The organism is Syntrophomonas sp. UBA5494 (assembly GCF_002426325.1).
This window is the reverse complement of record NZ_DIPG01000122.1, coordinates 1-11651: the sequence shown is the minus strand read 5'-3', so window position 1 is coordinate 11651 and position 11651 is coordinate 1. Positions and strand designations below refer to the sequence as shown.

The window sequence follows — 11651 nt, the reverse complement described above, 5'->3', positions numbered from 1 at the left end:
CAGTTGATGGCCTTTAGTAGTATGCTCGAATGGAGGTCTGTTATATTTAACGCGGATCGTAACCGACCACCGACCAGATTCCGGTTTCGTCCTGACGCACCAGACGCTTTAAATATACCTTGCTGACCGGTCCCGCAGACACTTCAACCACCGCCTGCACCCCATTGTTTATTGCTGTCTGAAAGGAGGCCGCTCCGATCTGGGGCTCACCCACAATGCCTTCCGGCGAAACTTTGAGATTGACAAAGGTGAGCGAAACCTGTAAAGGATCCAGCTGCCAGGGACTGCTGCCCCGATCCACCTGCTGCTGATCGGCCTTGACAATGTCCATATCCACCGCAACTTTGACCCGGGCCTGGCCGGCCAGATCCCGGCTGGCTTCAGGAAGAGCGAGGCCGGGTGCGATCTGGGCCGCCAGGGCCGCCCGCTGAGCCCCGGATACCTGGATCTCAATGCCATCCTGCCTCCAGCGCAGGCTCTCCCCCCATACCTCCAGCGGGCCTCCCGCAGCCGTACCCAGCGCGGAATTGGCAGCCGGTTCAAAGACGCCCTGGGCGACCTTTTCCACAATAGTAGTATCACCATAGTCAAGGACGATGCGGCTTGCAAAAGCCAGGATACGGGATGGGGACTCCTCCGGGAGCAGCGGAATAAAACCGCTTATCTCAGCCGCTTCCTCCACGGTGCTGACAATCTGTCCGGGGTCGCTATCCGCCACTTTAAAACCTGGCGGCAATTGGTAGTCGAATATACCTGGATCAATCTGGGTATTGGCTTCGAAGCTCACAAATGTATAAGTGGTCTGCAGTGCGTTTTGCATCGCGGTTTGAAGTTGAATGGGCAGATCGGTCTCTTTATCAACCCACAGATAATACTCCAGACCTCCCGGAGGGGATATTCGCATTTTGCTGGCCTGACGACCGGCTATGACCTCTGAACCCACCACCTGATGCGGATAGCTTAAAGCCCGAGCGGCCTCGTCGCGCAAATCAAACCCCTGACGGGCAGGATCAGGGAGTAAGGGCAGCAAGGCCACCTCCTGCTTTTGCGGGCGCAGCTGCCATTTCTGCCGGCCGTTGTTGACTGTCAGGGTGCCGTCACTCTGCTTGATGGCATACTTGTCTCCTTCTGACCAGAGCTCCACCTGCCGTACCAGCCATTCCTGACCGGCTTCATTATGGGAGCGCATTTCCAGCACTCCGTGATAGCTGGATAACTGCCCTACTGCCTGCTGCATTGCCAGAGCCACATCCGTATGGAATATACCGGGGCGGCTGACGAACATCGCAAAGATCAGCACGCAGGCTGCCAGCGCGGTGGCGGCCGGCAGCAGCCATCCGGGCCGGACCGGTTTCCTCCGGGCGGTCCTATTTCGTTTGTTCAACCGAACAGCACCTTTCTCATTAAGTTCCTCCCGGGAACTCTGAGCCATTTCAAGAGCTACCTTTTGTGCCAACCGGTGCGCATAGCCCTCTTCGGGAAGAGCCGGTTCTTTTAAGGTTTTCACTGCTTTAACCGTCTCACACAGCCTGGCTAGTTCAGGGTCAGCGCCATAGCAATCGTTTTCAGGTTTTTTTTCTCGGTTCAAGTCATCAATATATTCGGAAAGAATATTTTCTTTATTATCCACCTTTTCATCCCTCCCGGTTTAGTCATGCTCATCCAGCATCTGCGCTAAGGCCTGCAGGGCCCGGTACTGTGTGACGCGAACCGCTGCTGCGCTTTTTCCCAGCATTTTAGCCGTTTCCGCCACAGAGTAACCTTTTAATATTCTTAGATCAAGTACGGCCTTTTGATCAGGTTTCAATTGGGTCAAGGCATTTTCAATCTGCATTCTTTCGGCAATGGTCTTTTGCTCATCCGCCGCGACCGTTTCCAGCGGTTTGGCCTCTTCGAAACTGATGAGTTTACCCTGGCGCTGTTTTTGCCGCCAACCATCCCGGATTATATTGAGTGCAACCATTTTCATAAAAGCCTGGATATTGTCAGGCTGGGTATTATGGCGCTGGCAGTAGGTCAGGGTTCTTACAAAGGTATCCTGGGTGATATCCTCCGCTTCTTCCCGGTTCTGTACCCTGTAATAGATAAACCCATAAAGCGGTTCCCATAATTCCAGACAAATGTGCTCAATTGACCGAGATTCGCCTTGCGCAGCTTTTCTGAGATGTTCAGCAGTAATCACAAATCGTCTCACCTTCTTTTAACCGATCGGCTTTAAAAATAAAGACGACAAAACCCTGGCAGGTGTTACATGGAGACTTAAGAGATGTTTAAGTCATAGTTCAAACCAGGCCCCCCAATAATCAGCCTCTTGATTAAACAGTATACCCAAGAAAATGCGTAAGCGTGAGGGCGGGGGCGGATAACCGCTGTCTTGGTATATTTTGGCATGGACACTAGAGAAGCATGAAAAAGCCGATCAAGGTAATATGATACCCTGATCGGCATATGATCAGAAGCAGACAGTTGTTTACTCCAGTTTATTTCACTATGGTGATGAACTGCCTGAACATCTCGTTATCAGCTATCCGCATCATTTCAAAAAGGGCTATCTCAGTCGTGGTGATGATTGCGCCCTGATCGCGCATGCGTTCCAAGGCTACCAGCCGATTCCAGGATTTGCGGGATGACACCGCGTCTGAAGCCACATGGACCTCATAATGTTCTTCGAGCAGGCCGCTGACAGATTGGTATACGCAGACATGAGCCTCAATACCGGCTACCAGCAGCTGTTTTCGCCCGGTTTCACTGACCTTTTTTAAAAAATTTTCATTTAGACAGGCATTAAAAGTGATTTTCTCTATGGGAGGCACATCTTCCAGGAGTCTGCTTACCTCAGGAATTGTCGCTCCAAGTCCCTGGGGATACTGTTCCAGCATGATGATGGGTAGTTTAAACAGTTTGGCCGCTTTTATGAGCTTGAGCCAATTATCGAAAACCAGATTGGACTCATGCACCGTCCTGGCCAGCGTCCCCTGTATATCTACCAACAACAAGGCAGTATTATCCATAACCAGCATTTGGCACCCTCCTCCAGAAAGATCATTGTATGGTTATTCTATCATGAATCTCTATGCACAGAACCAACTCATGTTAAAATCGCAATAAACTGGACTGTAGAAATTATGGCAGGTTAAGCGATTGGGACTTGACAGGCAGAGCCCTTTTCCCCCAAGGTTTTAAATAAGAAGTGAGCAACAAGAAAAGCAGGATAGAAAGCGAGATTATAGTTCCGATCATCAGCATCTGATGGCTGTGCAAATAAGTTGTATTCTCCACGAGATGGATTTGCCCTGCCGAACTCAAGGTAATGGTCTCTTCAAGCCAATGGCGCATAAAGGTGCTCCCAAATAATATGGCAGCTATATTCCCCAGGGTTTTTACTATGATCCAATAATACCTGGTGAGGCCCCAGTTGGTCCTTACTGAAATCCAGATACCGGTGATCATGCAGCCTAAAGCACCGGGAATGACCAGGAACCAATCAAAATACCTGGCGAACAGATGGGCCGCGTTGATTTGAGCATTTTCTGTAATCAGATTGGCAGCCATACTGGTCAATAAGAGTGCCCCCAGAACTCCGGCAAAATATATTATCACGAAAATGATGTGGGCTATAAGCCACCACTTTTTTTGCTTCTGGCTTAATTGGGCGGAAAAGAGCCTTGAAAGCATCACCAGGCCATATACAAAAATCAGAATGCTTACTAAAGTAATGAGTAATTCCAGCATAAACTTACCTCCATAAATAAGGGGACAGAGAACCTTTATCCTGATCCCGTCCCCGCCATGGTTTTAAGCAGCCAGCCCGGGTGGGCGGCGACTGGCTCCAAGACTTCTATTTGCGGCGATCGGTTCCGGTTAAGGCCAGGGCAAGGAACAATCCGGTGCCTGCCAGGAAGAATATCATAACCGAAGCTATGGCAATGAACATCTCACCAGTGGCATAACGGGTTACTAATCCGGTGAAAAGACTGAAAAGCAAAAGCCCTACCGATATGGCGTAAAGAGCCGCCCTGACCTTGTTCATGGCATATTTATTTCTGCTTTCCCTGGTCAGTACGCTATAAGTCACCAGGGCTCCCCCGGCAACCACGAATATCCCGGCGCCCGCTACCTCAACCCCGGAGCCGCGCATGAAATACAGCATGGCTGAGGTGAATAATCCGAAAAGAATCAGCAACACCCCGATCACTATGCCTGCGGTTGAAATACGAGCGCTCATAGATGTATATACCGTTTGTCTGGCGGTATCTTGCCCCAGCCTGCGCATATCATCGACCAGGCCGCCCAGGTCACCCATTGAAATCACCGCCTCTCTGAAGGCCTGATCATCATCCAGACCGCGGGCTTTGATATCCTGAGTCTTTTCCTTAAGATTGGTTGCCAGTTCTTCCTTTAAATCAAAGAGTTGTTGACTGGCTCCAACCCCGGAAAATAAATGGTCCAGGTAATCGTTGATTTTTTTATTGAGGGGACTATCACTTTTCAACATTTTCAAGGCCTCCTTCTATCAATTTATCCAGAATATCCTTGGCAAAGCGCCAGTCTTTTCTATTCTGTTCATAGTTCTCCCGGCCTTTTTCCGTGATGCGGTAATACTTGCGCCTGCCTCCCTGGGACTCATCGCCCCAATAAGAGGCAATCAAATCGTCATGCTCCAAGCGTCTGAAAGCCGAATACAGGGTGGCTTCTTTCAGTTCATATTGCTGTCCGCTCAATGCGATGATGGTTTTATAAATCTCGTATCCGTAGCTGTCTCCTTGCCGCAGTATGTTCAGGATGATGGTATCGGTGTGACCGCGTATCAAATCTGTCGTAATTCTGCCACCCATATTATTACACCTCCTATAGTATAATATATAACATATTACTATGTCTGTCAATGTAGATGGGATAAGCGGCATGAATAAGGGGACCTTGCCGGCATGTCATTCCTTAAATGGAAGACATACTGTCAAAGTCCCCGGAGAAAGAGGTTGGCATGTGGTTTTGCTTGTAATAGCCCATCATAATGGGCGGCTTGAACCGGTCATTATGATAGATACAAAACTATGGTTGATAATGACCGGGCATCAAAGATATGACCTCAACGCCTATTAAACTTATTCGGATAAATAGTTCTGTACATTATACTGTTGGTACAACCCGTCCATCCAGGCGGAATATTCATCACTTATTTTTTCATCCAGCAAAGTATTTCTGATGCCTTCTTTACTGGCTTCATAGTTGGGTTCCTGGGCGGCCTTTTTGTCGGTGACATTTATGATATGGTAGCCGTACTCGGTCTGCACAGGAGCGCTGATGGCACCGACTCCTAATGAGAAAGCGGCTTCCTCAAATTCCTCCACCATGGTGTCTCTTTCGAAGTATCCCAAATCTCCGCCGCTATCCTTGTTGCTGGTGTCAGTGGAATATTCCTGCGCAAGTTGAGCAAAATCGGCGCCGCCATCCAACTTGGCCTTAACTTCATTGGCTTTTTCCGCACTGTCAACCAGAATGTGACTGGCTTTGACCTGCTCGGGCTGCGCAAAGGAATCCTGGTTTTCTTCAAAATAAGCTTGTATATCTTCTTCGCTTACAGTGATGTTTGGGGCCATCAGCTTTTTAACCTGAAGGTTTGTCGCCGTATCCTCCTTCACTTCATCTATAGTGTGGCCGTTGGCCTGAATAGTGTCAATAAAGGCTTGCTCGCCTCCGTAGTAGTCATAATATTTATTAAGTTCCGTTTGGATCTCTGCTTCGGAAACCACAATGTTCTGTTTTGCGGATTCGAGCTTGATGATCTTTTGAGCTATCAGAGAATCCAGAATCTGATTGCCGTTGGCTTTAACCAGCGAATCATAAAACTCATCTTTAGTGATTTTTTCGCTATCGACGCTGGCCACCACCGGCTGCCTCAGTTGTGCTGCCCCATAGCCCGCTCCCACACCAATGATGGTGAAAATCACAATTAAGGCTATCAGCCGCGTTAAGTTGGATTTGCTTTCATTCATTGTTTCGAATCACACTCCTTAATGTCTCTGTATATGGTAGCACACCATTATGTCGGTTTCGTGTACATTTGCATGGTATATAATGGAAAAACCCCGGGATAGGATATGGTTTAAAGGCCGAAGCCGGTTTCGAGATAACTGCGGGATAGATCAACCAGGGCCAAAACATTCCAATTGGGGTTATACAGTCCAAACGTCCTGTTCCTAGGGTGAAACCTTCTATTTTCGCAAGGTTTTCTCCAATTCCTCGATTTCCCTGCGGGCCAGGTCATCACACCCCGCCATGGATTCCAGGTGATGCTGCAATTCGTGCAGAACCGTATCCATAATCTCTTGTTCCCAGCTTTCCAGGGGCTCGTCATGTAACAAAGCAGCGAATGAACCGTAGTAAAAAACGATGAGACACCCCAGATGCTCGTCCTCGACATACTCACCCATTATGTAAAATTCATCTTCGCGCTTTTTCTTCCGCAGAACATTGAAGCCTCCGTTGAGGCAGCGATAATAATAAGACGGGACGCGATTAACCGCTTCATCCACCATTTCCGTAAATTCATCAAATGTAGGTTTGGCCACAATACATCCTCCTTGTCTCTGATCGTGCGGCAATAGAGATTTCGCTCTATATATTTTAACGGCTTTATGATACAAAGTTAATAAACAGCAGCCTAACAGGAGGGTGATTCATGAACCAACCAGCCAAATCGTTAAACAGCCTGGGAAACATCATATTGACCGCCACTGTTTTGATCACCTATATATTATCAATCCTACCAGTAGCAGATTTGCCTATTGCCACTGCTGTGCCGTTTTATGTTTGGATGCTGTTGTTTGCTATGCAATTCGTTCTGATGATATTTTGGTTTCGTATGCGCAGGAGCGTTCTGGCTGCTGTGGGTATAATTTTGGGGTTGGTTGGCTTAGCTCTGTTAGCTGTAGCGGCCTCCCAGCATTACGCCGCCACTCCCGGTATTACCGGTGACAATAGCATTGCGGTTCTGGAAAAGGTGCGGTTAGGCGGCACAGAACAATGGATAACCATCCGGGGGAAAGACGCCGACAAACCGGTATTGTTATATCTGGGAATCGGAGGTCCGGGCGCAGGCGGTTTTCCCGCCAATTCCCTGACCCTTAAGCCCCTGGAGGATGATTTTGTGGTGGTAAATTGGGATCAGCCCGGCACCGGCAAGTCTTATGGAGCGGTTCCCATATCCACACTGACGGTGGATCGATTCGTCTCTGATGCCCGGGAACTGACGGAATTACTGTGCCAGCGCTTTAATCAAGATAAGATCTATGTAATGGGGCTGTCCTGGGGTACTATAATCGGCACCAAACTGGTGCATCAGCATCCTGAAAACTACTATGCCTATATAGGAACCGGACAAATGGTCAATACCGTTGAAAACGACCGACTGGGTTATCGGTTAAGCCTGCAGCTGGCTGCTGAAAAAGGCGAACAGGATTTGCTGCAAAAGCTCAGCGGTTATGGCGAGCCACCTTATTTCGGGGAGGGTATGGCCTATAAATATGCCGCCTACAACAACGTTCTGTTTGAGCATATGGGAAATATACGCGTGGAAATGGTAGCCTTTCTGGTCCCGCAGTTCGCGGACGAATATGGTCTGGTTGACAAAGTCAATTTCGCCAGGGGGTTAATACAGTCATTTACCGTGGTCTACCCGCAATTAGAGGATCTGGACTTCACCACTCAAGCGGCCAGAATGGAGGTTCCCATGTACTTCCTGGCGGGGCGCCAGGATGTCAATGCCATGTCTTCGCTGCTGGAGCGTTATTACAATGTGCTCGAGGCCCCCTACAAAGAGCTGATCTGGCTTGAATCCGGTCATGGCGCCGGTCCTGAAGAGATACGGGACGCCATGTTAAACCACGTGCTGGTTAATAGTCCTCCCCTGCAGAATCCCATAGGGCTGACACAGTAATAGTAAATTGCTTCTACTCCCTGACAAGTGATGCTTTTAAGCGGAGGTGCCCGGCTCCCCTACTTCGCCTTGTAATCCATACCCATGTATTTGTCTCCTGTTTTGAGTTCGCTAAGCATTTGATTGAGTCTCTTAAGCTGAGTTTCATAGCGTTTTGCTCGTGTAATCCAGCCTATATAATCATTTTGTTGATATGGCGGCCCGCGTTTGTACTTATCCATCAAACCTTCCTTCAAGAGTGCGTCCAGAACAAAATCCGGAACCGGATGAACAGGGCGCTGCAAAGCTGACATGCAATTATCCCCTTTCGGTGCGATTAGTTTGAATGACCCGGTCAAGCATTAAACAATTCTTTTATGAACATAATGCCACAAAAGCGATAAGGGCTGAAGGCCATGTGTAAATATTGCTTCATTAGAAATACTTGGGTTATAATAAGCCCAAAATGGCTTGGAAAGGATCGTTGCAATTGGAACTGATTTATACCGGCAAAACCAAGAATGTTTACCGTCTTGCGGACGGCAATTATTTGCTGAAATTCAAAGATGATGCCACCGGAGCGGACGGGGTATTTGACCCGGGCTGCAACACCATTGGTTTGACAATTGAAGGCGCCGGACGGGCCGGGCTGCGGTTGACAAAGTACTTCTTTGAGCTATTAGAAAAACAGGGCATCCCTACCCATTATATCGACGCGGATATCGAAAATGCCACTATGACCGTTAAACCCGCGCTACTATTCGGCAAAGGCCTGGAAGTCGTGTGCCGTTTGCGCGCGGCAGGCAGTTTCTTGCGCCGCTATGGCGATTATGTACAGGAAGCGCAGCCTCTGGATTATTTTGTGGAAGTGACCTTGAAGGACGATGCCCGCGAGGACCCTCCCATTACCGAGGACGCCCTGGAACTCCTGGGCATTCTTTCCAAGTCCGAGTATCAGGTATTAAAAGAACTCACCCGTAAAATTACCAGAGTGGTGAAGGATGAAATGGCCAAAAAAGGCTTGGAACTGTATGACATCAAATTTGAATTCGGCCGGGTGGGGCCTGAGCAGCAGATAACGCTGGTGGACGAGATTTCCGGCGGCAATATGAGAGCCTACCAAGACGGCCGGCACATCCAACCTCTGGATCTGGAAAAAATCATGCTCAATGACTAGAGAACGAGGCGAGTCTGTCATTACGCCGAGGTGTGAGGACAGACTCGAGTTTTTTCTGTATACTTGTTGCATGCATCCCCACGCGTCATTCCGCGTACGATCTAATCCCGTGATCCCTGGCAGCGGCTGCAAGCTAAATCGTCTTCCGGTCACAGCAGGCCGAAGAGATAGGCACAGAGGATTCCGCCTACCACGACTATAACCAGATTGAGGCGCAAGAAGGCCAGGATCGCCGATCCCATTATTCCGGCGATGGCGGTTGATATATTGCCGGTGGAATAAAGCGCCCCCGGGAAAATAAGCGCGCCCAGGACGGCATAAGGGATGAACTGCAGGCAGGCCCGCAGGTAAGGCGGCATTCGTATATCGCGCAAAAAAACCAGTGGCAGCATACGGGGTATATAGGTAACCGCAGCCATTAAGACAACGATCAGCATCAGTTCTAAAGCGCTCAGCTCTCCACCCCCTCCGGATAAAACGCCGCCCCCAGCATCGCCGCCAGGCTGGCCGAAATGACCAACTTCCAGCCGGTGGCCAGGAAGCTGAGCACCGGCACCCAGTTCATAAGCCCCTGAAGGGCTACAGCCGCTGATACCACCACTATGACCGGCAGACCGTTGCGCAAAGAAGGTACCAGGAGCCCGATAAACATCGCATAGAGAGCAATACCCATACTGGCCTGTATTGCCGCGGGCAATCCGCCGGCTAGCAATACCCCCGCCCCGGTTCCCAATACCCAGGATGAGTAAGCGATCAGGTTAAGTCCCAGTACAAAAGGCGCTGTCAGAATGGATGGGGTTTGCAGGGAGGCTACCGTAAAGGTCTCATCAGTTATCCCAAAAGCCAGAAGGCTTCTCCATTTTTTGGACAATTCCGGAGCCAGACGCTGGGAGAGTGAAGCGGTCATCAAGAAATGGCGCAGGTTGATCACCAGGGTGGTCAAAATGATTTCCCAGGCCTGTGTGCCCAAAGCCAGAAGGTTTACGGCGATGAACTGGCTGGCTCCGGCAAAGACCAGTAATGACATCAATACGGCCACATAGAGGGAAACCCCTGCCGAGCGCGCCAGAAGCCCAAAGGCGATGGCAATGGGAAGATAGCCAATAGCGATGGGCAGTCCGGCTTTTAGCCCCTGTGCAAAAGTTTGCGCTGTATTTGCTTCAGCCGGCGTGAACCGGGCCTCCTGTTCCTCAGCTGATTTATTGACATTGCTGCTCTCATTCATAGATAAAAGTCTACCATACAAATAAACTCGCAGCCCAGATTTATTTCCGGCATTCTAGTAATCTTAAAATGACACTCCGGGTAACCCAAAAACCCGGGGCGGTACTTTCGGACAGCTGTACCGCCGGGTTTCAGGCCATAAATAATAAGGCTTAAATGATTTCAGTTATCTCTAATCGGTTGTGCCTCGAGCCGGTTTGGTATTTGAGCTTTGCGCTTAAAGTATTTCAATCGCATCCCCTTTGCGTATCACGCCTCCGCTCAAGGCTTTACAGAATAATCCTTCGGCAGGTAAAAGGCTGATGCCCAGAGTTCTGGTCACTACGCTGGGATGATCTTCTTTGCCAATCTGGGTCACCTCTATGACTGCCTCTTGACCCAGTTTCAGTCTGCTGCCTACAGCAATTGCGGAGAAATCCAATCCGTCAATTAAAATATTTTCCGCAAAACCGCCGGGACCAACATTTAAATCATGCTGCCGATTGGCTTTGAGTACGCTTTGCCGGTTGAGACAGGTGATCTGCCGTCCCCAATCTCCCGCATGCCCATCATTTTCTATGCCGTAGCCGGCTATCACTCTGGCTTCGGCGACTTCCTGTTTCAGCTGTCCCCTTTCCGGGCTAATCGAAATTGCATAAATCTTCCCCTTTTCCATTTAGAACCGCCTTTCCAGCTATGAATCCTTAATCTGCACCGGAGGCTTGTCATCAGTCTTACGCAAAACTCTGACCAGCATGAACTCTTTCCAGATTTAACAGGTGCTGCTTTAATTCCAATCCGCCGCCATATCCCACCAGTTTGCCATTAGCGCCAATAACGCGGTGACAGGGCACTATGATAGAGATGGGATTGCGGTTGTTGGCCCTGCCAACAGCCCGGTAAGCCCTGGGCCTGCCTATCTGCTCGGCGATCTGTTTATAGCTGCGGGTCTGGCCGTAAGGAATCTTCAGCAATGCCTTCCACACCATCTGCTGCATCGCTGTTCCTTCCAGATGCAATGGTAAATCAAAAAATCTGCGTTTACCCTGCAAATACTCCTCCATCTGGTGAGCCGTCTGTCTGATGAGACTGGTTTCCTTTTGGACCACATCGCCGGGCGCGATTTCGTTGGCGAAAAACAAGTCGGTAACAGCCTGGCCATTATCGGCTATGCCAATAAGTCCGACATCGGTTTTATAATAGTACAAGTTTTTAATTGTTGCCACCTCCCGCTGGTCTGGATAGACGGAGGGATTGTAGGAGCAAAATTCCTGTCTCGTCCCCGCCTCTTTTTCGGCAGAATCTAATCAGCATAGTCCTTGCGGTTTTACATCCGGTTTGTCGACAATCCTG

General features: G+C 49.4%; 15 protein-coding genes. 2 read left to right on the top strand and 13 right to left on the bottom strand.

Going from position 1 to position 11651, the window contains the following annotated elements; translation table 11 throughout:
• Positions 1 to 46: 46 nt before the first annotated feature.
• The 8 genes from B3W37_RS13380 to B3W37_RS13345 all read right to left on the bottom strand — a co-directional run bounded on the left by B3W37_RS13380 (position 47) and on the right by B3W37_RS13345 (position 6572).
• On the bottom strand, positions 47 to 1630 hold the full coding sequence (locus B3W37_RS13380) for a LolA family protein (RefSeq protein ID WP_483176119.1): 1584 nt from the start codon (positions 1628 to 1630) through the stop codon (positions 47 to 49).
• Between the two features lie 18 nt (positions 1631 to 1648).
• Positions 1649 to 2182: an RNA polymerase sigma factor gene (locus tag B3W37_RS13375; protein ID WP_483169496.1), complete on the bottom strand. Its 534-nt coding sequence runs from the start codon at positions 2180 to 2182 to the stop codon at positions 1649 to 1651.
• Between the two features lie 298 nt (positions 2183 to 2480).
• Positions 2481 to 3020, bottom strand: coding sequence for a hydrolase (locus B3W37_RS13370; protein ID WP_481038952.1), 540 nt, complete (start codon positions 3018 to 3020; stop codon positions 2481 to 2483).
• Positions 3021 to 3123: 103 nt separating this feature from the next.
• Positions 3124 to 3732: a DUF2269 domain-containing protein gene (locus B3W37_RS13365; protein ID WP_483176118.1), complete on the bottom strand. Its 609-nt coding sequence runs from the start codon at positions 3730 to 3732 to the stop codon at positions 3124 to 3126.
• A gap of 106 nt (positions 3733 to 3838) precedes the next feature.
• Positions 3839 to 4495 (bottom strand): permease prefix domain 1-containing protein, encoded by a 657-nt coding sequence (locus tag B3W37_RS13360; protein ID WP_483168772.1) that lies wholly within the window; start codon positions 4493 to 4495, stop codon positions 3839 to 3841.
• Positions 4482 to 4835: a PadR family transcriptional regulator gene (locus B3W37_RS13355; RefSeq protein ID WP_483168771.1), complete on the bottom strand. Its 354-nt coding sequence runs from the start codon at positions 4833 to 4835 to the stop codon at positions 4482 to 4484. Before B3W37_RS13355 ends, B3W37_RS13360 begins: the two co-directional genes overlap by 14 nt.
• A gap of 270 nt (positions 4836 to 5105) precedes the next feature.
• Positions 5106 to 5996 carry a peptidylprolyl isomerase gene (locus B3W37_RS13350; protein ID WP_483176117.1) on the bottom strand — a complete coding sequence of 297 codons (891 nt, stop codon included), beginning with the start codon at positions 5994 to 5996 and terminating at the stop codon, positions 5106 to 5108.
• Between the two features lie 219 nt (positions 5997 to 6215).
• Positions 6216 to 6572, bottom strand: coding sequence for a metallopeptidase family protein (locus B3W37_RS13345; RefSeq protein WP_483168769.1), 357 nt, complete (start codon positions 6570 to 6572; stop codon positions 6216 to 6218).
• A gap of 110 nt (positions 6573 to 6682) precedes the next feature.
• On the opposite strand from B3W37_RS13345, the gene B3W37_RS13340 reads away from it, so the two are divergent.
• A complete protein-coding gene (locus tag B3W37_RS13340; protein ID WP_483168767.1) occupies positions 6683 to 7939 on the top strand; it encodes an alpha/beta fold hydrolase in 1257 nt (418 codons plus the stop codon).
• 59 nt (positions 7940 to 7998) lie between these two features.
• On the opposite strand, the gene B3W37_RS13335 is transcribed toward B3W37_RS13340, so the two are convergent.
• Positions 7999 to 8232 carry a YdeI/OmpD-associated family protein gene (locus B3W37_RS13335; protein ID WP_483176116.1) on the bottom strand — a complete coding sequence of 78 codons (234 nt, stop codon included), beginning with the start codon at positions 8230 to 8232 and terminating at the stop codon, positions 7999 to 8001.
• A gap of 176 nt (positions 8233 to 8408) precedes the next feature.
• Between B3W37_RS13335 and B3W37_RS13330 the strand changes: the two genes are divergently transcribed.
• The gene (locus B3W37_RS13330; protein ID WP_483176115.1) at positions 8409 to 9095 is read left to right on the top strand and encodes a phosphoribosylaminoimidazolesuccinocarboxamide synthase; all 687 of its coding nucleotides are present in this window, start codon (positions 8409 to 8411) and stop codon (positions 9093 to 9095) included.
• Between the two features lie 149 nt (positions 9096 to 9244).
• Here B3W37_RS13330 and B3W37_RS13325 read toward each other — a convergent pair whose 3' ends face one another.
• The 4 genes from B3W37_RS13325 to B3W37_RS13310 form a co-directional block, all read right to left on the bottom strand.
• Entirely contained in the window at positions 9245 to 9532 is a 288-nt protein-coding gene (locus tag B3W37_RS13325) for an AzlD domain-containing protein (RefSeq protein WP_483168764.1), read from the bottom strand.
• A gap of 14 nt (positions 9533 to 9546) precedes the next feature.
• Positions 9547 to 10320, bottom strand: coding sequence for an AzlC family ABC transporter permease (locus B3W37_RS13320; RefSeq protein WP_483168763.1), 774 nt, complete (start codon positions 10318 to 10320; stop codon positions 9547 to 9549).
• 216 nt (positions 10321 to 10536) lie between these two features.
• Entirely contained in the window at positions 10537 to 10974 is a 438-nt protein-coding gene (locus B3W37_RS13315; RefSeq protein ID WP_483168762.1) for an MOSC domain-containing protein, read from the bottom strand.
• Positions 10975 to 11032: 58 nt separating this feature from the next.
• Positions 11033 to 11524: a methylated-DNA--[protein]-cysteine S-methyltransferase gene (locus B3W37_RS13310; RefSeq protein ID WP_483176114.1), complete on the bottom strand. Its 492-nt coding sequence runs from the start codon at positions 11522 to 11524 to the stop codon at positions 11033 to 11035.
• Between the last annotated feature and the right edge of the window lie 127 nt (positions 11525 to 11651).

Coding starts and splice junctions, on each gene's coding strand:
- B3W37_RS13370 (WP_481038952.1), bottom strand. CDS start 3,020: ATGCTGGTTATGGATAATACTGCCTTGTTGTTGGTAGATATACAGGGG.
- B3W37_RS13365 (WP_483176118.1), bottom strand. CDS start 3,732: ATGCTGGAATTACTCATTACTTTAGTAAGCATTCTGATTTTTGTATAT.
- B3W37_RS13360 (WP_483168772.1), bottom strand. CDS start 4,495: ATGTTGAAAAGTGATAGTCCCCTCAATAAAAAAATCAACGATTACCTG.
- B3W37_RS13355 (WP_483168771.1), bottom strand. CDS start 4,835: ATGGGTGGCAGAATTACGACAGATTTGATACGCGGTCACACCGATACC.
- B3W37_RS13350 (WP_483176117.1), bottom strand. CDS start 5,996: ATGAATGAAAGCAAATCCAACTTAACGCGGCTGATAGCCTTAATTGTG.
- B3W37_RS13340 (WP_483168767.1), top strand. CDS start 6,683: ATGAACCAACCAGCCAAATCGTTAAACAGCCTGGGAAACATCATATTG.
- B3W37_RS13335 (WP_483176116.1), bottom strand. CDS start 8,232: ATGTCAGCTTTGCAGCGCCCTGTTCATCCGGTTCCGGATTTTGTTCTG.
- B3W37_RS13325 (WP_483168764.1), bottom strand. CDS start 9,532: ATGCTGATCGTTGTCTTAATGGCTGCGGTTACCTATATACCCCGTATG.
- B3W37_RS13320 (WP_483168763.1), bottom strand. CDS start 10,320: ATGAATGAGAGCAGCAATGTCAATAAATCAGCTGAGGAACAGGAGGCC.
- B3W37_RS13315 (WP_483168762.1), bottom strand. CDS start 10,974: ATGGAAAAGGGGAAGATTTATGCAATTTCGATTAGCCCGGAAAGGGGA.